The sequence below is a fragment of the Parasegetibacter sp. NRK P23 genome, from assembly GCF_023721715.1.
Taxonomy (GTDB): Bacteria; Bacteroidota; Bacteroidia; order Chitinophagales; family Chitinophagaceae; genus Parasegetibacter.
The window spans coordinates 92,975-117,038 of the sequence record NZ_JAMDLG010000007.1 but is presented as its reverse complement, the minus strand read 5'-3'; the positions used below and the strand labels follow the sequence as shown (position 1 = coordinate 117,038).

At 49.6% G+C, this 24,064-nt stretch carries 16 protein-coding genes; 11 read left to right on the top strand and 5 right to left on the bottom strand.

Annotated features, from left to right (window positions below):
* Window positions 1-121 precede the first annotated feature (121 nt).
* Window positions 122-1,948, top strand: a complete 1,827-nt coding sequence (locus M4J38_RS17165) for an ABC transporter ATP-binding protein (protein ID WP_251761034.1) — start codon at window positions 122-124, stop codon at window positions 1,946-1,948.
* Window positions 1,949-2,165: 217 nt separating this feature from the next.
* On the opposite strand, the gene M4J38_RS17160 is transcribed toward M4J38_RS17165, so the two are convergent.
* The 3 genes from M4J38_RS17160 to hemH all read right to left on the bottom strand — a co-directional run bounded on the left by M4J38_RS17160 (window position 2,166) and on the right by hemH (window position 8,495).
* A complete protein-coding gene (locus tag M4J38_RS17160; RefSeq protein ID WP_251761033.1) occupies window positions 2,166-3,134 on the bottom strand; it encodes a TraR/DksA C4-type zinc finger protein in 969 nt (322 codons plus the stop codon).
* Window positions 3,135-3,138: 4 nt separating this feature from the next.
* Window positions 3,139-6,573, bottom strand: coding sequence for an isoleucine--tRNA ligase (gene ileS, locus M4J38_RS17155; protein ID WP_251761032.1), 3,435 nt, complete (start codon window positions 6,571-6,573; stop codon window positions 3,139-3,141).
* 863 nt (window positions 6,574-7,436) lie between these two features.
* Window positions 7,437-8,495 carry a ferrochelatase gene (gene hemH, locus M4J38_RS17150; protein ID WP_256469242.1) on the bottom strand — a complete coding sequence of 353 codons (1,059 nt, stop codon included), beginning with the start codon at window positions 8,493-8,495 and terminating at the stop codon, window positions 7,437-7,439.
* 184 nt (window positions 8,496-8,679) lie between these two features.
* On the opposite strand from hemH, the gene hemA reads away from it, so the two are divergent.
* The 7 genes from hemA (at window position 8,680) to hemL (ending at window position 16,016) form a co-directional block, all read left to right on the top strand.
* A complete protein-coding gene (hemA, locus tag M4J38_RS17145) occupies window positions 8,680-9,960 on the top strand; it encodes a glutamyl-tRNA reductase (protein WP_251761030.1) in 1,281 nt (426 codons plus the stop codon).
* A 25-nt stretch (window positions 9,961-9,985) separates the two neighbouring features.
* A complete protein-coding gene (gene hemC, locus M4J38_RS17140; protein WP_251761029.1) occupies window positions 9,986-10,909 on the top strand; it encodes a hydroxymethylbilane synthase in 924 nt (307 codons plus the stop codon).
* On the top strand, window positions 10,909-11,655 hold the full coding sequence (locus M4J38_RS17135) for a uroporphyrinogen-III synthase (protein ID WP_251761028.1): 747 nt from the start codon (window positions 10,909-10,911) through the stop codon (window positions 11,653-11,655). Before hemC ends, M4J38_RS17135 begins: the two co-directional genes overlap by 1 nt.
* The gene (hemE, locus tag M4J38_RS17130) at window positions 11,652-12,683 is read left to right on the top strand and encodes a uroporphyrinogen decarboxylase (RefSeq protein ID WP_251761027.1); all 1,032 of its coding nucleotides are present in this window, start codon (window positions 11,652-11,654) and stop codon (window positions 12,681-12,683) included. Before M4J38_RS17135 ends, hemE begins: the two co-directional genes overlap by 4 nt.
* A gap of 108 nt (window positions 12,684-12,791) precedes the next feature.
* Window positions 12,792-13,724 (top strand): oxygen-dependent coproporphyrinogen oxidase, encoded by a 933-nt coding sequence (hemF, locus tag M4J38_RS17125; protein ID WP_374662954.1) that lies wholly within the window; start codon window positions 12,792-12,794, stop codon window positions 13,722-13,724.
* Window positions 13,725-13,740: 16 nt separating this feature from the next.
* Window positions 13,741-14,709, top strand: a complete 969-nt coding sequence (gene hemB / locus M4J38_RS17120; RefSeq protein ID WP_251761025.1) for a porphobilinogen synthase — start codon at window positions 13,741-13,743, stop codon at window positions 14,707-14,709.
* Window positions 14,710-14,735: 26 nt separating this feature from the next.
* Window positions 14,736-16,016: a glutamate-1-semialdehyde 2,1-aminomutase gene (gene hemL / locus M4J38_RS17115; protein ID WP_251761024.1), complete on the top strand. Its 1,281-nt coding sequence runs from the start codon at window positions 14,736-14,738 to the stop codon at window positions 16,014-16,016.
* Between the two features lie 121 nt (window positions 16,017-16,137).
* Here the strand turns inward: hemL and M4J38_RS17110 are convergent, their stop codons facing one another.
* Complete coding sequence (locus tag M4J38_RS17110) at window positions 16,138-17,085, bottom strand: AraC family transcriptional regulator (protein ID WP_251761023.1); 948 nt, start codon at window positions 17,083-17,085, stop codon at window positions 16,138-16,140.
* Window positions 17,086-17,354: 269 nt separating this feature from the next.
* Here M4J38_RS17110 and gyrB point away from each other — a divergent pair, with 269 nt between their 5' ends.
* From gyrB to M4J38_RS17095, 3 genes are all read left to right on the top strand, one after another.
* Window positions 17,355-19,334 carry a DNA topoisomerase (ATP-hydrolyzing) subunit B gene (gene gyrB / locus M4J38_RS17105; protein WP_251761022.1) on the top strand — a complete coding sequence of 660 codons (1,980 nt, stop codon included), beginning with the start codon at window positions 17,355-17,357 and terminating at the stop codon, window positions 19,332-19,334.
* An 85-nt stretch (window positions 19,335-19,419) separates the two neighbouring features.
* On the top strand, window positions 19,420-19,626 hold the full coding sequence (locus M4J38_RS17100; protein WP_251761021.1) for a hypothetical protein: 207 nt from the start codon (window positions 19,420-19,422) through the stop codon (window positions 19,624-19,626).
* Between the two features lie 66 nt (window positions 19,627-19,692).
* Window positions 19,693-20,700 (top strand): type IV pilus biogenesis/stability protein PilW, encoded by a 1,008-nt coding sequence (locus M4J38_RS17095; RefSeq protein WP_251761020.1) that lies wholly within the window; start codon window positions 19,693-19,695, stop codon window positions 20,698-20,700.
* On the opposite strand, the gene mfd is transcribed toward M4J38_RS17095, so the two are convergent.
* Window positions 20,648-24,022, bottom strand: a complete 3,375-nt coding sequence (mfd, locus tag M4J38_RS17090) for a transcription-repair coupling factor (RefSeq protein ID WP_251761019.1) — start codon at window positions 24,020-24,022, stop codon at window positions 20,648-20,650. The genes M4J38_RS17095 and mfd overlap by 53 nt on opposite strands.
* Window positions 24,023-24,064 lie beyond the last annotated feature (42 nt).

Below are 24,064 nucleotides of genomic sequence, written 5' to 3'. Positions count from 1 at the left end.
AATTAATCCGGCACTGCCTTTTTATATTGATCCGACATTAAATATAAAGGGCTGCCAATTTCCCATTACAAACGATAATTAACCCTAGCTTTGCCAAAGTTCAGCAAAATTGACCGAAGGAATGAAAGTACTAAAACGTTTAATCCCCTACATAAAACCGATTCACCATTTTTTACCGGAATACCTTATATATATCACTTTTGGTATTTTATTCGGACTGCTGAATTTCTCCTTACTGATCCCGGTGCTGAACGTCCTTTTTAAAATTACAGAAGCCACTGTGGTGGAAACTGAACCCGTTTTCAGTCTTTCTATCACTTATTTTATAGACCTGTTTAATTATCATTTCAACAGGCTGGTGGTGGAAAAAGGTGAAATGTATGCATTAGGGTTTGTGTGCGGACTTATTTTCCTGAGTACGGTGTTGTCGAATTTCTTTAAATACATGTCTTCAAGGGTATTGATGCGGCTCCGGTTCCGAGTAATGGAAAAAATCCGCAATGATCTTTTCTACAAAATGAGCGGGCAGTCGCTTCGCTTTTTCAACAACCACCGCAAAAGCGATCTGCTGAACGTAATCACCAACGAAGTGCAGGAAATTGAACTTTCGCTGATTACTTCTTTACAAGTCTGGCTCCGCGATCCGTTTATCATGATCGGCTATTTTATCGGACTGCTGTATATCTCGCCCAAACTCACCTTATTCACGATTGTATTTTTCCCCGTTTCCGGAATCCTGATTTCTGTTATTACGAAGCGGCTTAAAAAATTCAGTTTCTTCAGCCAGGAATTGCTGGCCCGTATCCTTGGTTTTGTGGATGAGCACCTTTCAGGTATACGGGTTGTACAGTCTTTTGTTTCGGAGCAATACGCCAGGAGTCGCTTTGCGGACATCAACCGCTCTTTTTCGCAGAACAGTAAAAAGATGTACCGGGTACGCGAACTTGCTTCTCCCACCTCAGAAACCCTGGGCGTTATTGTAGTGCTGGTGCTGGTGCTTTACGGCGGAAGTTTGCTTATCCCGGGTGACACAGCCCTTACCGGCTCCATGTTCATCTCCTACCTCGCCATGTACACACAGATACTGCCTCCTTTGAAAAACCTTTCCAATACAACCACATCGGTTCAAAGAGGGATCGTAGCAGCAGAAAAAATTTTCGAGACCATTGACGCTCCCGTCGACATACAGGAAAAAGCAACAGCTATTGAAGCACCTCCATTTGCATCATCCATAGAACTCCGGAACGTGACTTTCCGTTATGAAAACAAAGCGGTGCTTTCGAACATCAATCTCGTGATTCCTAAAGGAAAAACGATTGCCCTAGTGGGTGAAAGCGGATCGGGAAAATCTACACTTGCCGATCTTGTTCCAAGGTTCTATGATCCTTCTGAAGGCGCTATTCTGCTGGATGGCCGCGACCTCAGAGACCTTTCCCTGGAAAGCCTGCGGAAGCAGATCGCCATCGTTTCCCAGGAAGCCGTACTTTTCCACGATACTATCTTTTCCAATATAGCCTTCGCCCAACCCGATGCCACGAAGGAAGATGTGGTTGCTGCCAGTAAAGTTGCCAATGCCCACCAATTCATTGAACAGTCCGAAAACGGCTACGACACCGTCATCGGCGACCGCGGCATGAAACTCAGTGGCGGTCAGCGTCAGCGGCTTACCATCGCCCGCGCTATTTTCAAAGACGCGCCCATCCTTATTTTAGATGAAGCCACTTCCGCCCTCGATACAGAAAGCGAGCGCCTGGTGCAACAAGCCATCAACGAACTGATGAAGAACCGTACCAGTCTTGTGATCGCGCACAGACTTTCCACCATCCGTCATGCCGACGAAATCATCGTCATGCACAAAGGCGAAATCGTGGAGCGCGGAAACCATGAGGTACTAATCGAAAAGAACGGGTATTATAAAAGGTTGGTGGACTTGCAGGAAGTGAAGTAAGGATGCTGAATTTTGGATTAGGATGAATCCCGGCTTCATTATCTAACTGACAAAGCGAGGCTCATGGCCCACTCGCTTGTATTGCTTACTGCAATAGTTTTCGCCAACATTCAATTGGCAATAATAAATTCCGCACAAAAAAAATTGGATTTTGAATTTTTGAATTACGGCAACCCATAACTCAACATCCAAAATCCAATAGTCAAAATTACTTTTCTTATCCGTTCTTCACCAGTCCCAACTTCGCTTCCATGCTCAGTGTAGCATGGGGAACGGCTCTCAGGCGGGCCTTATCAATCAGTTTACCACTCACGCGGCATACGCCGTATGTTTTGTTTTCGATGCGCATCAGTGCTTTTTCGAGGTGATCGATGAACTGGATCTGGCGGCTGGCCATCTGGCTCAGTTGTTCGCGTTCCATACTCATGCTTCCGTCTTCCATGGTCATGTAACGGGCATCGTCGTTATCGCCGCCCATTTCATCTTTGCGGGTGATGAGTCCCTGGAGATAGGTCAGTTCCTTGCGGGCTGCATCCAGTTTTTTGCCGATCAGTTCACGGAACTCGTTCAGTTCAGCATCGCTGTAGCGCATGGTTGGACCAACAGGTTCATTTTGCGGCTGATCGAGCACTGATCTTGTGAATTCCGGCTCATATTTAACGGCTACATTGGTAGTTGTTTTGGGGATCACCACCTTGGTTGGCTTTGCCGGTTCAGCTTTTTTAGGCGCCGCCTTGGGTGCTGTATTTTCCGGTGTTGCTTTCTCTTCTGCTTTTTTCTTGGCCACAGACTCTGTTTTAATGGGTTTGATATCCTGTTTCCTTGGTGCGGGCGCCGGGGCTACTGCTTTGGCCGGGGCCTTGGGCGTAACTTTTGGAGCCGCTGCTTTTTTAGCGGGCGCGACCTTTGCGGGCGCGGCTTTCTTTGGGGCAACCACGGGTTTTGTAGCTTTTTTAGCCGTTGTTTTCGCGGGTGATTTGGCAGCAGCTTTCGCTGGAGTCGCTTTTGTTGCTTTCGCTGCGGGCTTTGGGGCGGGCTTGGCGGCGGCCTTTTTAGGGGCGGCTTTAGCCGGCGCAGATTTACCCGTTGCTTTAGCGGCCGGTTTTGCGGGGGCTGCTTTTTTCGCCGGCTTCTTGGCGGCGGACGCGGATTTGGTGGCCTTGGCTACAGGTTTCTTGGTTGCCATACTGTTATCCTTTTTTAGTAACTAACACTTTTAATGGTACATCGTTAACTTCAATTTCAATGCCATCGGTCAGATCCGGTTGAATTTCAAGCCCATCGGCGAGAATTTCGGCGGCGATGTAAGTGCCGAAGGAGCGTATGGCTTCGTTCAGACTATCATGGCCGGACACTGAAACAAGGATGCGGTCCGTTAGTTCATACCCGTTGTCTTTTCTGATCTTCTGAATTCTGTTCACCAGTTCGCGGGCATTGCCTTCGTCAACTAAATCAGGAGTAACGGTAACATCCAGGGCTACTGTCAGAGCGTCTTTGGTGGCCACCATCCAGCCGGGAATGTCCTCGCTGGTGATTTCCACTTCATTAATCTGTAATATTAAGGGTTCGCTATCAATTAACAAAGTATATTGTCCCTCTTTTTCGATTTTGGAGATGTCGTCCTGGGTCATCTCTCCAATGGCTGCTGATGCGGCTTTCATCCTGGCACCCAACTTCTTACCGAGGGCCACGAAATTGGGTTTGATCTTCTTTTTGATGAATCCGTCGGTTTCCGTGAGGTATTGGATTTCCTTCACGTTCACCTCGGACCTGATCAGGTCTTCGATCTTTTCGATCTGAACTTTCATGGCCGGGTTCAGCACCGGGATCAGTATTTTCTGCAACGGCTGCCTTACCTTAATGTTTACCTTTTTACGGAGGGAAAGCACCAGCGAACAGATGTTCTGGGCCAGTTCCATGCGCTCTTCCAGGTCGGGCTGAATGGCGCTTTCCAGGGGTGCCGGGTAAAGGGCGTGGTGGACCGATTCCGCATTTATCCTGCCGGAAACAGCATTCAGGTTTTTAAACAACCATTCAGAGAAGAAAGGCGACACGGGCGCGATGAGCAGGGAAATGGTTTCCAGGCACTCATACAGTGTTTGGTAAGCGGCGATTTTATCGTGTTCGTAATCGCCTTTCCAGAACCGGCGGCGGCATAAACGCACATACCAGTTGCTCAGGTGTTCGTCCACAAACTCCTCGATCAGCCTGCCTGCGGTGGTGGGCTCATAATCGTTGAACGCGGCGGCAACCTTTCCTTTCAATGTATTGAGGGAAGAAATGATCCACTGGTCGATCTCCGGCCTTTCGTTCAGCGGAATGTACGCTTCTTTAAAAGCGAATCCATCCACATTGGCATACAGGGCGAAGAATTGGTAAGTGTTGTACATGGTGCCGAAGAACTTCCGTTGCACCTCGCGTATTCCTTCAATGTCGAATTTCAGACTGTCCCACGGAGAAGCATTGGTGATGAGGTACCAACGGGTAGCATCAGCACCAAAAGTATCGATGGTTTCAAACGGGTTCACCACATTGCCGAGGCGCTTACTCATCTTGTTCCCGTTCTTATCCAGTACGAGGCCGTTGGATACTACGGTTTTATAAGCTACCCCGGGGTATTTTTCTTCCGGCGCTTCAATACCAGCTTTCTTCAATTCCTCCTGGATATCTTCTTTGATCAGCGATCCGATGGCGTGCAGGGTATAGAACCAGCCACGGGTCTGGTCCACGCCTTCCGCGATGAAATCGGCGGGATAGTTTTTTACGAAAACATCTTTGTTTTCGAAGGGGAAATGCCATTGCGCATAAGGCATGGCACCGGAATCGAACCATACGTCGATCAGGTCGGAGACACGTTTCATGGGCGCACCGGAAGAAGCTACCAGGACGATGTCATCCACATAAGGTTTGTGGAGGTCCAGTATGCCCTCATGCAGGTAATGCCTGTTCACATCGCCTCCTAAAACTTCATTCGCTTTCCTGATCTCAGCGTTAAGCTCTTCGATGGACCCGATACATTTTTGTTCGCCACCATCTTTAACTTCCACATAATTTCCATCCGCGTCCACTGTTTTCCAAACGGGCAACGGCGTTCCCCAGTAGCGGCTCCTGCTCAGGTTCCAGTCTACCATATTTTCCAGCCAGTTACCAAAGCGGCCCGTTCCTGTGCTGGCCGGTTTCCAGTTGATGGTTTTGTTGAGTTCCACCATCCGGTCTTTCAGTGCGGTGGTTTTGATGAACCACGCATCCAACGGGTAATACAGGATGGGTTTATCAGTTCTCCAGCAATGAGGGTAGCTGTGTTCGTATTTTTCTACTTTGAAAGCGCGGTTCTCCAGTTTCAGTTTCACGGAGATGTCCACGTTCACATCTACATAATCCTTTTCATCTTTATAATTCTTCACATACCGGTTGCTGAACTCACCGAGGCCATCCACGAATTTGCCTTCGCGGTCCACCATGGTAAGGATGCCGATATTGTATTTTTTGCCCACCTTATAGTCATCGGCACCGAAAGCGGGCGCGGTATGTACGATACCGGTACCGTCTTCAGTGGTCACGAAAGTATCGCAGAGTATGCGGAACGGATCGGCATCAGGAGTAATGGCGCGGATCACGTCCAGGGAATTCGCTTCGAAAGCCAGCAATTGCTCGTAGCGGCAGCCTTCGAGTTCCTTCCCTTTGAATTCGGTAATGATCTTCCAGGGAATGAGTTTGGTTTCTTTGGAATAACCATCGAAATCACCGTTCTCGCCTTCAGCTTTCAGGTATTTGCCCACGAGATTTTTCGCCAGCACCACATTAACCGGAAGATGTGTGTAGGGGTTGAAGGTTTGCACCAACACATAGTCGATATTCGGCCCAACCGTTAAGCCGAGGTTGGAAGGAAGTGTCCAGGGCGTGGTGGTCCAGGCCATGAAGAATACTTCGGCGCCGTGCACCGCATCGTGGAGGAATTTATTTTTTTCGTCCTGCACCGCACGGAACATCACGGTGGCGCTGGTATCTTTTACATCTTTATAGGTACCGGGCTGGTTGAGTTCGTGCGAACTGAGGCCGGTTCCCGCCGCGGGTGAATAAGGCTGAATGCTCACACTTTCGTAGAGCAGTCCGCGGTCGTACATTTTTTTAAGGAGCCACCATAGGCTTTCAATATAGTTGTTATCGAAGGTGATGTAGGGTTGCTGCAGATCGACCCAATAGCCCATTTTGGTGGTGAGGTCGTCCCACTTGTCTTTATACCGGAGTACTGTTTCGCGGCATTTCTGGTTGTATTCTTCTACGGAAATTTTCTTGCCGATGTCTTCCTTGGTGATCCCTAACTCTTTCTCCACCTGCAGTTCAACGGGAAGTCCATGTGTATCCCAGCCCCCTTTTCTTTTCACCTGAAACCCCTGCATGGTTTTGTAACGGCATACAAGGTCTTTCAGGGTGCGGGAGATCACGTGGTGGATACCGGGCATGCCGTTGGCGCTGGGAGGACCTTCGTAGAATACGAATGGCTCCGCGTCTTCCCGGATGGAAACCGATTTTTCAAAAGCTTTGCCGGCTTCCCATTCCGCCAGGACTTCCTTTTCGATAGCGGGAAGGTTCAATTGCTGAAATTCTTTGTATCTGGCTGACATATATCTTTATTCTGCTGAAAATTGGCTTAAAAATGGGTGCAAAGGTACGAAATTAATCAACCAGTGACACCGCTATAGCTGCGGCACAAGGTTTGTTAAATATTCCGTAACGGGCCATAAAACCGAATGGGCGATCGTTAGATGAATGGAAGGTTGAATTCGAGATTACTTAAGTAGATGCATGTATCCTTAGAAAAATCCTCCGGGTTTATCCACATTTTCGATTTTTGGCATAGTTTCTGAAACATAACACGCGTAAATCTGAAGTTCAAAAAAGTTTTTGGAATCGTGCAACGGAACATTCGGATAGATGGTCAAAAATGAACAAGAAAAGCTAACAAACACATTTCTAAATATTTCTACGGTTTAGGGTTTAGGGGTTAAAACAGGGGAGTAGTCTTACTCCCCTCCTTTTTTTATAAAACCACCTCATTTCTACCCAATCTCCCTATTTTGGCACCATTCTTGTTACTTATATTATCAGAAATAAAGTCCAACATTCTCTACAAAACAAATATCACAATACCCAATATCGCATTGATAGCCTTCCCTGAATGCAATGTCCTGACGAACGATCGATCTATGTAAGAAGCCGCCTTGTCCGGGCGGCTTTTGTTTTTTGTATACTTCTTACATACGAAGGAGTATCTCTTCCTTAACGCATATAGTTCACCCATAAATGCTGCAAGAAAAATCCCACCCTTGCGGGCGGGATATGTTTTCGACTGTTGGACTATTTTTCGTCGGCCCTCCGAAGAGTCGGCTTGCCTGCATTGACGGAGCAATAAAGTATTGTAAAGTTGCAGGCAAACGGGCCAGTCATGTTTACGTTATGCGGAAATCCTGTTTACGGTTTCGGGAAATTATACCGCCACGTCTTCCGCCAGCACCATTGTTTTCTCCCCCTCTGCAATTTCCTCCACCCATTCTTTCAGTGTATTTACCAGTGCGGGGTGCACATTCAAACAGGGAATCATCGTAAATTCCTCGCCACCGGCATGGAGAAAAATCTCCTTTCCTTCCTCCGCTATTTCCTCCAGGGTCTCCAGGCAATCGCTCACAAACGCCGGACAGGCCACCAACAGCTTTTTCACGCCTTCACCAGGCAATTGGGCCAGCTTTTCAGCCGTATAAGGTTTCAGCCATTCATCCCTGCCCAATCTTGACTGGAACGAGAACCCGTATTTTTCTGGCGGTATGCCCAGTTTTTCCGTCACCTTCCGGGTGGTGATAAAACATTGGTGGCGGTAACACTGGCTGTGGGCCAGGGAATCCACTTCACAGCAGTCTGGGGTTTTAAGACAGTGGTTGCCGGTAATGTCTCCTTTATATATATGTCTTTCCGGAACACCGTGGTAACTGAAAAGTATTTTATCATAGGGCTGCTGCAGGAAGGGTTTTATACTATCCGCCAGCGCATTCAGGTAGCGTTCCTCATCGTAGAACGGTTTTATCACCGTCAATTCGAAGGGATATTTCCGCTCTTTATGGACCTTTCTCGCGTAAGCCACGGCCGTTTCGTAACTGGACATGGCGTAGTGCGGATACAGTGGCACCAGCACCACTTCCTCCAGCCCGGGTACTTTCAACATCAGTTCATCATAAGCCTCGCGCGGACTGGGATTACCGTAGCGCATCGCGATCGTGACCTGGTCGGCCACTTCTTTCTGAAGCGCATCCCGGAGTTGTTCTGTGAGAACGATCAGCGGAGAACCGTTCTCCGTCCATACCGTAGCATAGGCTTTCGCCGATTTCGGCGCCCGGAACGGGGCGATGATCCCCTTCACCAGCAGCGTCCGTGCCAGCCAGGAATAATCGATCACCCGGGGATCCATCAGGAATTCCACGAGGTATTTCCGCACATCTTTTACTGAAGTGGAATCCGGCGAACCCAGATTCATTAAAACAATCCCTTTTTTCATACTGATTCCTGTTGAGCAGCTGTCCTTAATGCTGAATGATGCCACAAAATTACGTTTCCCGGTTCATCAGCCTTCCATTTCCCCTCATGCCGCCGATGAAAAAGCCCATACAACAGCGCAAATGTGCAATTGTTGCGTGTTTTTCAATTAATTATGACAGACGATTGACATTAAACCATCTCTTTTGAACAACACCAGCGGTAATTTTGCCGTATTGATTCAGAAAGAGCATTGCATGGGAGGAAGTAATAAAGAAATTTCACGCTTTTACGTTGCCGGCATCAACTATAAAAAAACTGATGCCGCCGTGCGGGGGCGTTTTGCCGTGAACGAGGAACAATACGAAAGGATCCTCTTCAAGGCCAAAACCATGGGTATCCGTGAGGTTTTTATTCTTTCCACCTGCAACCGTACCGAAATTTATGGCGTGGCCGAAAACATCGAAGACCTGGCCCAGTTGCTCTGCTCCGAAACCGCGGGCGACTACCAGCTTTTCACCCAACTCGCCTACCTCCGCACCGGAGAAGACGCCATCAACCATATTTTCCGCGTAGCCTCCGGCCTTGATTCCCAAATACTTGGCGACTACGAGATTGTAGGACAGCTTAAACTGGCGGCAAAGTTCGCCAAACAACACGGCTGCATCGGCACCTTTCTGGAAAGGCTCATCAACCAGGTATTACAGTCTTCCAAAGAAATCAAAAACCAAACGGCATTGAGTGGCGGAACCGTCTCTGTTTCTTTCGCCGCCGTACAATACATCCGTGAAAACATTCCTCAGGTAAAAGGCAAACGCATTCTTCTGCTGGGCATCGGTAAGATCGGGCGCAATACCTGCAAGAACCTCGTAGACTATCTTCCAGCCACCGATATCGTGCTGATGAACCGTTCTATCGAGAAAGCGCAGGCGCTGGCTGAAACCATGCAACTTTCCTGGGCCGCTTTCAGCGACCTGGACGCGGAAGTGGAGAAAGCGGACATCATTCTCGTAGCCACCAACGCGGAAACACCGGCCATTCTCCCCATCCACCTGAATGGCGTGGGAGAAAAAACAATTATCGACCTTTCCATTCCCAATAATGTGGCGCCCGAAGTGGCCACCATCCCCGGTATTACCCTTGTGAACGTGGATGAGCTCTCCAAACTGAAAGACGAAACCCTTCAGAAAAGGGAAAAAGAAGTACCTAAAGCGGTACGCATCATCGGCAAGCACCAGCGCGAATTCGCGGAATGGGTGGGCATGCGCCAGCATGTTCCCGTGCTGAAAGCCGTAAAGGAAAAACTGCAGGAAATGCAGGGTCATCCTATCTTTGCGCCTGTATCGGCCCCGGTATGCTGCACCACTTCAGAAGACAAGATTCAGAAAGTCATCAACGTGATGGCCACCAAAATGAGGCGGGAGAACCAACGTGGATGTCATTATATCGAGGCCATCAACGATTTCATCACTCCCGGCGTACATTGATTTCCGCCGGACAACAAACCAGATTTTGAACCAGCCTTTAAGAATAGGTACGCGGGAAAGCCAGCTCGCCGTATGGCAGGCTACCCGGGTACAGGAACTGTTGCGCGATGCGGGCCACGAAAGCGAACTCGTTTACATTAAAAGTGAAGGCGATGTGGACCTCGTTACACCACTCTACGCTATGGGCGTGCAGGGTGTTTTCACCAAAACACTGGATGCCGCGCTGCTTTCCGGAAGAATAGACATCGCCGTGCACTCCATGAAAGATGTGCCCACCCAACTGGCGCAGGGGATTGTACCAGCCGCTGTATTGGAAAGAGCTTCTTATAAAGATATTCTCGTCCATAAAGGAGATACTGCTTTTATGGATGATCCTCGTTCTCTGGCCGTGATCGCCACCAGCAGTATACGCCGGAAAGCCCAGTGGTTAAGGCATTTCCCCAATCATACCATTGATAACCTCAGGGGAAACGTGAACACCAGGCTGCGTAAGGTGGCCGAAAGCAACTGGCAGGGCGCTATTTTCGCCGCCGCCGGACTGGAAAGAATAAACCTGCGCCCCGAGAACAGCATTGAACTCAACTGGATGCTGCCCGCTCCCGCACAGGGCGCCATCATGATTGTGTGCCGCGAAAATGATACACAAATGCTGGAAGCCTGTGCCCCCTTGAACCACCCGCTCACCGAACTGTGCACCTATATGGAGCGCTCGTTCCTGAATACGTTGATGGGCGGATGTTCCACACCCATCAGCGCATGGGCACGGGAAGAAAACGGGAACATTCTTTTTACCGGGAACATTACGGCTACCGATGGTTCGTTGTGGGCCGATATCCATAAAATCGTTTCGCTGGAAGAAGCAAAAAACACCGGCATAACCGCGGCAAAAGAATTGCTGGAAGGGGAAGGGAAAGCAGTAATAGGTAAAGTAAAATCACTCGCTTCCTGATGGGAAACGAAGCGCCATACCTGCTTTGTACACGTCCTGTTACAAACATTCAGCAACAAAAAGCTGCTGAAGCCGGTGTGGTATTGCATGGCATCTCCTTCATCGAAACGGTGGAAAGAAAAACGGAGGCATTGCTGAAACAAGTACAGAAACTGGCCACGAAGGAACTGAATGTGGTATTCACCAGCATGAACGCGGTGGAAGCCGTGGCGGGCATGATTTCAGCCGATGGCACAGTTAAAAAGAACCAACCCAAATGGAACCTTTATTCCATCGGGGGGAGAACGGCACAACTGCTCCGGCAACATTTCCATTCTTCTGTCATCAAAGGCGAGGCCCCTTATGGCGGTATGCTCGCTAAAAAAATCATCCTGGAAAATCCCCGGGGACCAGTTGTTTTTTTCTGTGGGAACATCAGGAGAAATGAACTGCCGGATCAGTTGCTCAAACACGGATTCTCCCTGGAGGAAATTACGGTGTACGATACCATTTCCACCCCACAACAACTGGAAATAAAATACAACGGGGTGTTGTTTTTCAGCCCCAGCGCCGTGGAAAGTTATTTCTCCCTGAATCCACCGCAACAAGATCAATATTTCTTCGCGATCGGACAAACAACGGCGGAGGCCATCCGTTCTTTCTCTAAGGACAATGTGCTTTTTTCTCCCACAACGGATAAGGAGGCCCTGATAGAAACGGCCATCGATTTCTTCAAACAACAAAAGACGACAAAACATATACCATGAGTACATTACAGAACGACCTGCTGCTGAAAGTATTGAACGGAGAGCAAACCAGTCGCCCACCGGTTTGGATGATGCGTCAGGCAGGGCGTTACCTTCCCGAATACATGAAGCTGCGCGAAAAGTACGGCTTCTTTGAAAGGTGCCAGACGCCGGAACTCGCCTGCGAAATCACCCTTCAACCCATCGATATTGTAGGTGTGGACGCCGCGATTCTTTTTTCAGATATCCTCGTTGTACCCCAGGCTATGGGTCTCGAAGTACAACTGATCGAAAGCAAAGGGCCGGTACTCCCCGACCCCATCAAAACAGCGGCCGACATGAACCGCATCCGCGTACCTGATGTGAATGAAACACTGCAGTATGTGTTTGATGCCATTCAACTCATCAAAAAAGAACTGAACGGACGCGTTCCGCTGATTGGCTTCGCGGGCGCCCCCTGGACCATCCTTTGTTATATGGTGCAGGGCAAGGGAAGCAAAACATTTGATGAGGCCAAAGCTTTCTGTTACACCCAACCGGAACTGGCGCATCAACTGCTGCAAATGATTACCGATACCACCATCGCTTACCTGAAAGCACAGGTGAAAGCCGGCGCTGATACCGTACAGGTGTTCGACAGCTGGGGCGGGCTGCTGGGTAAAGATGATTTTGAGCACATCTCCCTGCAATACATCCGTCAGATCGTGGCGGCGTTGAAGGATGAAGTGCCCGTGATCGTATTCGCAAAAGGCGCATGGCATTCACTCGAAAGCATGGCGGCAACAGGAGCTAAAGGACTGGGCATCGACTGGTGCATTCCGGCACACCTCGCACGCCAGTTCGCAGGAGACAACGTGGTATTGCAAGGCAATTTCGATCCGGCTAAACTGCTGTCACCCATCCCCGTTATTAAGAAAGAAGTAAAAGCCATGCTGGACGCGTTCGGCAACAAAGCCCATATTGCTAACCTGGGTCATGGTATTCTGCCCAATGTTCCCGTTGACCACGCGAAAGCCTTTGTGGACACGGTGAAAGAATACACATCATAGAATTGTAAAAAGAAAAACAGTTGACGAAGATCAGTTTTTCCAACCCGATTGGAACGGAGTTTTGCCGGAATAAAATTGTTTTTTATGAACCTACATTCAACCGAACTTATGCCCGAAGCCATCAGTGAAAACACCGTAAAGGAAGACTGGATCAGTTTCATTCATGACCTTCAGAACAAAATATGCGCGGCCCTCGAAGCCAGCGATGGCAAAGCTGTTTTTGTAGAAGACAAATGGGAACGCCCCGAAGGCGGCGGCGGAAAAACACGGGTAATCGCAAACGGAAACGTCTTTGAAAAAGGTGGTGTAAACACCAGCATCGTTTATGGTGAAGTAACGCCGATGATGCGTTCGCAATTAAAAATTGACGGTCATTCCTGGTTTGCCTGCGGCCTCTCGCTGGTGATTCATCCCTACAATCCATTCGTGCCCACAGTGCATTGTAATTACCGTATGTTCGAACTGTACAATGAAGACGGATCACTCGCCGACAGGTGGTTCGGTGGTGGAACAGACATTACCCCCTACTATCTTGACGAGGCAGATGTAACGCATTTCCACCGCACGTATAAAAACGCCTGCGACCAGGTCGATCCCTCCTTCTTCCCTGCTTTCAAGGAACATTGCGATCAGTATTTCGTGAACTGGCACCGTAACGAAGAAAGAAGAGGATTGGGCGGTATCTTCTACGATTACCAGCGTCCTTCTGAAGATAAACCTGTTGCGTTGTGGTTCGATCTGGCACGCGCCTGCGGATACGGCTTCATCGACGCGTATATTCCCATCGTGGAGAAAAACAAAAACGCAGGCTTCACGCCCGCCAACAAACACTGGCAGGAGATAAGAAGGGGACGTTATACCGAATTCAACCTGGTCCACGACCGCGGTACCATCTTCGGCCTCAAAACCAACGGGCGCATAGAATCTATTCTGATGAGTCTTCCGCCCACCGTTCGGTTTGAATACAATTATTATCCTGAACCCGGATCGGAAGAAGATAAACTCTTCCAGGCCTGCCTGCATCCGAGAGACTGGGTTTAGTGCACAAAATATATTTATGATCAGAAGAAACAGGATACTCCGCCAAACACCCGCCATCAGAAGCTTAGTGGCCGAAACCATACTCAGGCCCGAAGATTTCATCGTGCCGCTTTTCGTGGTGGAAGGAAAAAATGTGAAGGAAGAAATCTCTTCCATGCCCGGCTATTTCCGGATGAGCCTCGATCTGCTTCAGACTGAAGTGAAAGAACTGTGGAGCATGGGACTTCGCTCGGTGTTGCTCTTCATTAAATGCGACGATGCGAAGAAAGACAACAAAGGTACCGAAGCGCTGAACCCTGACGGATTGATGCAGCGCAGCATCCGGACCGTGAAAGATGCCTGTCCGGATATGCTGGTGATGACCGACGTGGCGCTGGACCCCTTCTCTTCTTTCGGCCACGATGGCATTGTGGAGAACGGTGAAATTGTGAACGATGCCACAGTCTCCGTGCTGGCGGCTATGAGCGTGAGCCATGCGGAAGCAGGCGCCGACTTTGTCGCCCCCAGCGATATGATGGACGGCAGGATACGCGCCATCCGAGAAGCACTGGAAGCGCACGGCTATACGAAAACAGGCATCATGAGTTACAGCGCGAAATACGCGTCCTGTTTTTACGGACCTTTCCGTGATGCCCTGGACAGCGCGCCCGGCTTCGGCGATAAAAAAACCTACCAGATGGATCCCGCCAACAGAAGGGAAGCGCTCCGCGAAACACTGATGGATGTGGAAGAAGGTGCTGACATTGTGATGGTGAAACCGGCGCTGGCCTACCTCGATATCATTCGTGAAATCAGGGATGCCGTAACCTTACCCGTGAGCGCCTACCAGGTGAGTGGAGAATACGCGATGATCAAAGCCGCGGCGGAACGGGGATGGCTAAACGAAGAAAAAGCCATCCTGGAAACGCTCACATCCATTAAACGTGCGGGCGCGGATATGATCGCCAGCTATTTTGCCAAAGATGCCGTAAAACTGATCGGCTAAACAGCACATATACCAAAGTATTTCAGATGAATAAAAGTATTGCCCTTTTCGAACGTGCGCAGCGCACAATCCCCGGAGGCGTGAACTCTCCGGTCCGCGCCTTCAAAAGCGTTGGCGGCACCCCCATCTTCATGCAGAAGGCCAAAGGTGCTTACCTGTACGATGCTGATGGCAAAAGATACATCGACTATATCTGCTCCTGGGGCCCCATGATCCTGGGTCATGCCTATGAGCCCGTTATTGAGGCCATCCGCGAAAAAGTGGCCGACTCCACCTCATTCGGGGCGCCCACCGAACTGGAAATAGAGATGGCCGAACTTATTGTATCGATGGTGCCGAACGTGGACCTGATCCGCATGGTGAGCAGCGGTACTGAAGCCTGTATGAGCGCGATCCGTTTGGCACGTGGTTATACCGGCCGGAACAAGATCATCAAATTTGAAGGCTGTTATCATGGTCACGCCGATTCTTTCCTTGTAAAAGCGGGCAGTGGGGTGGCCACTTTCAACATACAAGCCGTTCCCGGCGTAACCGGCGGCGTGGCCAATGATACACTGACTGCAGCCTACAATGACCTTAGCGCTGTAGAGAAACTGGTATCAGAACACAAAGGAGAGATCGCCGCGCTCATCATCGAGCCAGTTGCGGGTAATATGGGTTGTATCCTGCCCGAACCAGGCTTCCTGCAAGGATTGAGGGAAATATGCACCCGCGAAGGCATCGTGTATATTTTTGATGAAGTGATGACTGGCTTCCGCCTCGCCCCTGGCGGCGCGCAGGAAAAACTGCACATTGACGCCGACCTGGTTACTTACGGAAAAGTGATCGGCGCCGGTATGCCGGTTGGCGCCTTTGGCGGAAAAAAAGCCATTATGCAACAGATCGCGCCACTCGGTTCCGTTTACCAGGCCGGTACCTTGAGCGGGAACCCGGTTGCGATGATCGCCGGTTATACTTTACTGAAAGAACTGAAGCAAAATCCTTCGATTTATAGGGAACTGGAAGAAAAAACCGCATACCTGGAAACGGGTTTACGGAACGTACTGGATGAAAATGGCGTTTCGTATAAGATCAACAGGTTGGGCAGCATGATCAGTCTGCACTTCTCCAACCATGCGATCACCGATTTTAAATCTGCTTCGGAAGCGGATATTCCGAAGTTCAACCAATATTTTCACCACATGTTAGCGCATGGCATCTACCTGCCACCATCAGCCTACGAAAGCTGGTTCCTGAGCAACGCTTTAAGCTATGCCGACCTGGATGAAACCATTCGTGCAACCGCAGATTTCGTTAGAAACCATTAACGGCACCAAAACATTTCCCCGTTGCGTCGTAGCGTCGTTGCGAGAGATTTCTTCAAATATTTTTCTCGCAATTGCTTCGTGCCTTGCAACGCTACGGCGCAACGCTTTATTTTGCGCGAAATTAGCGCAGCAGCAATTCACAAGGCTTTAGCCCGGTTTGCTTTTTAAATGCAGTAGAGAAATGTGAGATGGAGGAATACCCCAGCATCATGGAAACCTCGGTAACACTCAGCCCACCTTCATAGAGGAGGTGGCGGGCATGGTTCATTCTTTCGTTCTGGTAGAAATCAAAAATGGTGGTGCCGAACATTTCCTTGAACCCTTTCTTCAGGTAACATTCGTTCATCGCCACTTTTTTGCTGAGTTCCTTAATGGTGATGGGATCGCCGAGGTTTTCGAGGAGCAGTTCCCGGGCACGGGTCACTTTTTCGCGGTCGGTTTCGTTGGAAAGGAATTTACAGGTAAAAGTGAGGGCCTCGGCTTCCACTTTGTCTTCCAGCATACACTCCATGCTGTACAGCAGCAGTATCTGCGTTTGCGCATGGATGAATATATTGGCGAGCGATTCCTCATATTCACTGTTCAGCACCTGTTCGAGGACCAGACGGGTCTTGTTGTTGATGGAAAGCGCTTTCGAAAAAGTAGTGCTCCTTTCAAAACTCAGGATGGAATAAGTAATATCTGATTTATCCTTCCCGCGTGCGTACTGCGCCAGGTGATCGGGATTAAAGCGGAAACTCAGCACATCCAGTGTATCCACCCTTCCGCCGCAGAAATCCTCCGTTTTATCCTTACAATCGCGGCAGGCCCCTTGCGTATTCTTACAATACACATTTCCTGTAATACAAAATTTCAGTTCAAGGTAGGATTCTTCCTGTTGTGCGGGATCAACATGATACACCAGCATGCCCACATCTTCAGCGGACCATTCGGGGAAACGACGGTAACGCTGCACCTGGTACTGAATACCTCCCTGCATGGTACTTTTCCTGGATTGCACCAGTTCCAGGTCGCCCTGGCTCATTTTACCACGCCTGGATAAAGCCAGGATATCATTTTTCACGAGCATAGGCTGCAAAGTTAGCTGCTGGAGTTGAAAACTGGTTTTGCCGATTGTCATGGAATGGTAAACCTTAACGGTGTTAGGTATACTCGGCGTACCCGGTGGCACCGTTAAAGCGGTGCCGCCGGGTACGGTGTTTTCCCGGTCGTAAAACCCGTCTTTTTCTCCCCATTGAGTGGGTATAAAAACATGTGGCGTGAATTGGCCTAACCCCCTAATTTTCTTACATTTGCTGGAATAATCCGATCGGAAAAAAGGATTAGGAGCAAGCATTTATGAGCACAGAAATTCAGGAACCAATCAGTACACCCGTAAACGGGTATGGCGCAGATAGTATCCAGGTATTGGAAGGCCTTGAGGCCGTAAGAAAAAGGCCGGCAATGTACATTGGCGATATCGGGGTGAAAGGTTTGCACCACCTTGTATATGAGGTGGTTGACAACTCCATAGATGAGGCCCTCGCCGGGTATTGTAAAAATATTTTCGTTACCATCCACGAAGACAATAGTATTTCCGTGCAGGATGACGGCCGTGGTATCCCCACCGGTATGCACCCGAAAGAGAAAAAATCAGCCCTGGAAGTGGTGATGACCGTTCTCCACGCGGGTGGTAAGTTCGACAAGAACACTTACAAGGTGTCTGGTGGTCTGCACGGTGTGGGTGTTTCCTGCGTAAACGCGCTTTCCCGCGATTTACTGGTGACCGTTCACCGGGAAGGAAAGGTTTTCCAGCAGGAATATAAGATCGGCGTACCCCAGTATGCCGTAAAAGAAGTGGGCACCACCGACCGTACAGGTACAACCGTTCATTTCTGGCCCGACACCACCATCTTTACCGTTTCTGAATACAACAGGGAAATCCTGGAAGGAAGGCTGCGCGAACTGGCTTACCTGAACAAAGGCATCAGCATCACGATCCGCGACCTCCGGGAGAAAAATGAAGAAGGTACGCCCTACGAAATCAACTTCTTCAGCGAAGGAGGTATCATTGAATTCGTGGAAATGCTGGACCGCAACGGTAAAAGGACACCACTTATCGGCAGTACATTGTATGTTGAAGGGTATGACGAAACCGCGCATGTTACCGTAGAAGTGGCCATGACCTACAACAACGATTTCAAGGAACACATTTTCTCTTACGTCAACAATATCAATACGATAGAAGGCGGTACACACGTAACGGGCTTCAGAAGGGCGCTTACCCGTGTGTTCAAGAACTACGGTGAGAAACAGGGCCTTTTCGAAAAAGCCAAGGTGGAAGTAGAAGGTGATGATTTCCGGGAAGGACTCAGCGCCATCATCTCCGTGAAAGTACCGGAACCCCAGTTTGAAGGACAGACGAAAACCAAGCTGGGCAACAGCGAAGTGAGCGGTATCGTGGAAACCACGGTGGCCCGCGTACTGGACGCCTACCTGGAAGAGAACCCCAAAGAAGCGAAGAACGTTATTTCCAAGGTGATCCTCGCCGCCCAGGCCAGGGTGGCCGCCAAAAAAGCACGTGAACTGGTGCAAAGGAAAACCGTGCTCAGCGGAGGTGGTCTTCCCGGTAAACTGGCAGACTGCTCCGAAAGGGATCCGGAAAGATGCGAACTGTATCTCGTCGAAGGAGACTCGGCCGGTGGTACCGCCAAACAGGGCCGCGACCGTAGCTACCAGGCGATTCTCCCACTCAGAGGTAAAATTCTGAACGTTGAAAAAGCACTGGAACATAAGATATTAGAGAATGAGGAAATCAGGAATATGTACACAGCCCTGGGTGTTACGGTAGGAACGCCTGAAGACCCCAAGGCGCTGAACCTGGTTAAACTCCGCTACCACAAGCTGATCATCATGACGGATGCCGATGTGGACGGATCGCACATCGCCACCCTGATCCTGACCTTTATTTTCAGGTATATGAAGGAACTGGTGCTGAACGGGTACGTTTACATCGCCCAGCCACCACTTTACCTGGTAAAGAAAGGCAAAGAACAGGTCTACGCCTGGAACGAAGAACAACGTAAAGCGCTGGTGGAGAAACTCGGCGGTGGCAAGGAAGATTCCGTTAACATCCAGCGATACAAGGGGTTAGGAGAAATGAACGCTGAACAATTGTGGGAAACAACTATGAATCCCGCCACCAGGACCCTGAAACGCGTAACCCTCGAAAGTGCCGCCGAAGCCGACCTGGTATTCAGTATGCTGATGGGCGACGAAGTAGCTCCCCGCAGGGAATTTATTGAGACACACGCTAAGTATGCAAAAATTGACGTATAAACCCTACCTTTAACGCAATTAACTACAATGCCTGTTTTGCTTGCAACAGGATTGTACCATTTAAGAACCAATAATCTCGAGCAACATGAGCAACAACGACATCATCACAGCTTATTGCGTGAAAACTAAGGAAAAGGACGTACCCATGCAGGATGCGGTAGTTACCAAAACCTCACGCGGTGGCTATATGGCGCAGGGCCATGATGGTAAAGGAAATAAACTCACCACCATGCTGGGCGAGGCAAAAGCGCTGGCCGCCATCAAGGCCGGTAATGCCAAACAAGGATGGTAAGAAAAAAGTCCCGCCAAACGGCGGGATTTTTTTTCACCCTACATTTGCCGGAAATCTCCGGAATTCATGCAAAGCCCGCTCTCAGCTATCCTTAAGAATATTTCGATGCCGGCCAGTCCGCCCTCGCATTATAAAAGCCGCGTATTCCTGCTTTCCCTCTGTTTCTTTCTTTTCTGCGGCAGCGCCTCCGCTCATTTTTACTACGACAGGAATTTTCCCTTTGCGGGTACAGCCCCAGATCTTTCGAAGATGCTTCCGGATTCCGCTGGAAAAAGTTCATTCTGGTCGATAAAGAACAAAACCTACTTCGTTGCCTTCAAACAAAAGCTCCTTGCCGAAGGACATCCAGAAAATGATTTCCGCTTCCAGGCCGATCTCGCCTTCTGCAATTATATTTTAGGAGATCCGCTGGCGGCAACTACTCTGGAAAACCTATACAAGAGTCACTCCGAAGAATCTAACCTGGCCGCGAACTTATCGCTGATCTATGAACAAAAAGGAAATAAAGAAAAGGCACTTCAGTTGGCAAAACGTAGTTATGCCCTTTTCCCCGGCGCCTGGTTCGGCAGTGGGCAACTACGGATCGACCTGCTTCAAGGAAACAATAAGGTACTTGCACTGAATGGCAACACGCCTTTTGACCATTGGCTGAACGATCCAAAGCAAACCATTGCCGCAAATACGGATACGCTAATGCTGCAACTGGCCTGGCAACTGCATTTGCGTACGGCCATTTTCCCTTCTCCCGATTCGGTTACCGCAAAGTTGCTCATCGCTTTCGCCGATCTCGTGGCCAAAACGAATACCCGTTCCACCGCCAAACCATTCTATGAAGCGGCATTACAATACGCCCCCGGGCAAAAAGCGTTTATCACAGCGCGTTTGGCGCTGATGGACGCTTCAGCAAAAGAAGTAAAAAAGACTTTCCGCTGGGCGGCATTGGTTTGGGGCGTTCCCATTCTGGCACTGCTTATCGCATTTACCGGGAACATCATCAACAGGAGAAAAAAACAGGCGGGAATCAGTTCATCGAGCGCTTCGCAAGGTCCAGGAAACGGAACACGTCTTCCATAGATTTCATCGGTTCCACCACCAGGAAGAAGTGCTTCCCGGTTTGTTTGAGTTTGGCTTTATTGGTACCGCGTTGAATGAAATCCAATAATTTATTGAAGGTTTCAGATTCAAAATAAGGAGAGTCGGGTTTGTTCACGAAGTAACAACGCAGCGTATCGTCTTTCAACGTGAGTTTCTCGAAACCGAGTTCCACGGCTATCTTCCGGCAACGAACTGTGGTAAACAGGTCCTCCACCTGGTGTGGTACAGGTCCGAAACGGTCGTTCATTTCGTGGTGGAAAGCGGTCAGTTCCTCTTCCGTATCGCAGTTGTCGAGGCGGCTGTACAGGGATAACCTTTCGGCGATGCTCTCCACATAATCGTCTGGAATAAGTATTTCGAGATCGGTATCGATGGAGCAATCCTGCACATAATCTTCCTGGCGGGAAATCTCTTCCTTAAACAGATCCCGGAACTCGGTACGTTTCAGTTCCTTGATGGCTTCGTCCAGTACTTTCTGGTACATTTCGAAACCGATCTCAGCCATGAAACCTGTTTGTTCTCCACCGAGCAGGTTGCCCGCGCCACGGATATCGAGGTCGCGCATGGCGATCTGGAAACCACTGCCCAATTCGCTGTGCTGTTCCAGTGTTTGCAGACGTTTACGGGAATCGGTGGGCAGAGTACTCATTGGCGGCGCCAGCAGGTAGCAGAACGCTTTGCGGTTGCTCCGGCCCACGCGTCCGCGCAGTTGGTGCAGATCACTTAATCCGAAATGGTGCGCGTTGTTGATGATGATGGTATTCACATTGGAAATATCCACACCGCTTTCCACGATGTTGGTACACACCAGCACATCGTATTTCTTATCAATGAAATCGAGTATTTTCTCTTCCAGTTCGTGCCCTTCCATTTGTCCGTGCGCATAAGAAATACTGAGGTCCGGACAAAGTCCCTGGATTAGTCCCGCCATTTCCTGGAGCCCCTGCACCCGGTTGTGGATAAAGAACACCTGGCCGCCGCGTTCCGTTTCAAAATAGATCGCGTCCCTGATGAAATCGTGGTTGAACACCTGCACTTCCGTTTGAATGGGCTGCCGGTTGGGAGGTGGAGTATTGATGATACTGAGGTCACGCGCGCCCATCAGGGAGAACTGCAACGTTCTTGGGATAGGCGTTGCCGTTAAGGTGAGGCAGTCCACGTTTGTTTTCAGCGTCTTCAGTTTCTCTTTTGCCGCCACACCAAACTTCTGTTCCTCATCGATCACGATGAGCCCCAGGTTCTTGAAATGCACATCTTTTCCAAGCAGGGCGTGCGTTCCCACAATGATATCAATCTTCCCTTCTTTGAGCCGCTGCAAGGTTTCTTTCTTCTCTTTGGAAGATTTGAACCTGTTGATATAATCCACGGTAACGGGGAAATCTTTCAACCGGTCACTGAAGTTTTTATAGTGCTGGAAAGCGAGGATCGTGGTTGGAACCAGGATCACGGCCTGTTTATTGTCGCAGCATGTTTTGAAAGCCGCGCGGATAGCTACTTCCGTTTTACCGAAGCCCACATCGCCACAAACGAGACGGTCCATCGGCGACGGGTTTTCCATATCTTTCTTCACATCGGCCGAAGCCTTGCTCTGGTCGGGCGTATCCTCGTAAATGAAGGACGCTTCCAGTTCGGTTTGCATGTAATTGTCGGGCGCGTGTGCAAACCCTTGCTGCGCCTTTCGTTGCGCATACAGTTGTATGAGATCGAAGGCGATTTCTTTTACCTTCGTTTTCGTTTTCTCCTTCAGTTTCTGCCAGGCATCGCTGCCAATCTTGTTCACTTTCGGCACCGATCCTTCCTTCCCGGTATACTTGGTGATCTTGTGCAGGGAGTTGATGTTCACGTACAGGATATCGTTATCCTTGTAGATGATGCGGACCGCTTCCTGCAGCCTGCCGTTCACTTCCAGCTTCTGCAATCCGCTATATACCCCCACCCCGTGATCAATATGCGTAACGTAATCACCGGGTTGAAGCTCGCGCAAAGTACGCAGCGTAATGGCTTTGTTCTTATTGTAAGCCTGCTTAACCTTGTATTTGTGGTAACGCTGGAATATCTGGTGGTCCGTGTAACAAACCGATTTTACATCGTGATCGATGAACCCTTCATGGATAGCGACCGGAACGGGCACGAATGGTATTTCCGAATTGAGGTCGGTGAAAATACTGTGTAAACGCTCCAACTGGCGCGGGTTTTCCGCGAACAGGTAAATACCGTACCCTTTCTGTTCCCAGTTCCTGAGGTCTTTGATGAGCAGGTCGAAATGCCGGTTAAAGGCGGGTTGCTCTATTGTGTTGAATTCAATTTCAACCTTTGCGAAATGTGATTTATACCCGATCTCTATCAGGTGGAACGCATCCAGTTTTTCGCGGATGGAATCTGCCGGAACGAAGTCCTGAACGGAAACCTGTTGCTTCACCGTGGTTTCATCGTCCTCTTCTTTGGGCGTGTATGGGATATCGAGGTAAAGTTGAAGGTCCTCTTCCTGCACGCGGATCTTTTCTTCCACCACATCCCAATCCTGGAGCCATACGATGGTTTCTTCGTCCACGAATTCAAGCAGGGACACTTTCTGGCCGGAATCGAACCTTGTTTCCACATTGGGAATGATGGTAACCTGGAGCAGTTTCCGTTCGCTCAACTGGGTTTCCGGGTCGAAGATGCGGATAGAATCCACATCGTTCCCGAACAGTTCAAGCCGGTAAGGTTTTTCGTTCCCGTAAGAATAGATATCGAGGATGCCACCGCGGACGGCGAACTGGCCGGGTTCATACACAAAATCAGTGCGCTGGAAACCGTATTCCACGAGTTGCGTCATTAACGCTTCGGGGCTGATCTCATCCCCGGCTTTCAGCCGGATGATGTTACCGGAAAGCGTTTCGGGCAACACCACTTTTTCGAACAACGCTTCCGGGTAGGTGACGATGATCTTTTTCGCGCCTTCCCTTCCGCTGAGCCGGGTGAGCGCCTCGGTGCGCAGCATTACGTGACTGCTGTTGAGCAGGCGGAAATTCTTTTTGTTCTTGAAGGAAGAGGGAAAATAGAAAAGATCGAGCGCTTCGGTGAGGTTCTCCAGCGTATTGTGAAAATAAGCTGCTTCTTCCGCATCATTCAAGATAATGAGGTGGTTGCGGTGCTTCGTAAATTCGTGTTTGAAAACAGCCGTTACCAGGAACTGGCTGGCGCTTCCGTGCAGGTTTTTACAGAAGATGCGTTGGGGTTCCTGCATAGTGAGCCTGTCCGCCAGTTGAAAAAGACGGGGGTGCTTCGCTTGTATGTCCAGTAACTCCTGCAGGTTCATCGTGCCATTCTGTACCGTTCCTTGCGGAACAGGGCGCAAAGG

Coding starts and splice junctions, on each gene's coding strand:
- M4J38_RS17165 (WP_251761034.1), top strand. CDS start 122: ATGAAAGTACTAAAACGTTTAATCCCCTACATAAAACCGATTCACCAT.
- M4J38_RS17160 (WP_251761033.1), bottom strand. CDS start 3,134: ATGGCAACCAAGAAACCTGTAGCCAAGGCCACCAAATCCGCGTCCGCC.
- ileS (WP_251761032.1), bottom strand. CDS start 6,573: ATGTCAGCCAGATACAAAGAATTTCAGCAATTGAACCTTCCCGCTATC.
- hemH (WP_256469242.1), bottom strand. CDS start 8,495: ATGAAAAAAGGGATTGTTTTAATGAATCTGGGTTCGCCGGATTCCACT.
- M4J38_RS17135 (WP_251761028.1), top strand. CDS start 10,909: ATGGGAAACGAAGCGCCATACCTGCTTTGTACACGTCCTGTTACAAAC.
- hemE (WP_251761027.1), top strand. CDS start 11,652: ATGAGTACATTACAGAACGACCTGCTGCTGAAAGTATTGAACGGAGAG.
- hemF (WP_374662954.1), top strand. CDS start 12,792: ATGCCCGAAGCCATCAGTGAAAACACCGTAAAGGAAGACTGGATCAGT.
- hemB (WP_251761025.1), top strand. CDS start 13,741: ATGATCAGAAGAAACAGGATACTCCGCCAAACACCCGCCATCAGAAGC.
- hemL (WP_251761024.1), top strand. CDS start 14,736: ATGAATAAAAGTATTGCCCTTTTCGAACGTGCGCAGCGCACAATCCCC.
- M4J38_RS17110 (WP_251761023.1), bottom strand. CDS start 17,085: ATGCTCGTGAAAAATGATATCCTGGCTTTATCCAGGCGTGGTAAAATG.
- gyrB (WP_251761022.1), top strand. CDS start 17,355: ATGAGCACAGAAATTCAGGAACCAATCAGTACACCCGTAAACGGGTAT.
- M4J38_RS17100 (WP_251761021.1), top strand. CDS start 19,420: ATGAGCAACAACGACATCATCACAGCTTATTGCGTGAAAACTAAGGAA.
- M4J38_RS17095 (WP_251761020.1), top strand. CDS start 19,693: ATGCAAAGCCCGCTCTCAGCTATCCTTAAGAATATTTCGATGCCGGCC.
- mfd (WP_251761019.1), bottom strand. CDS start 24,022: ATGAACCTGCAGGAGTTACTGGACATACAAGCGAAGCACCCCCGTCTT.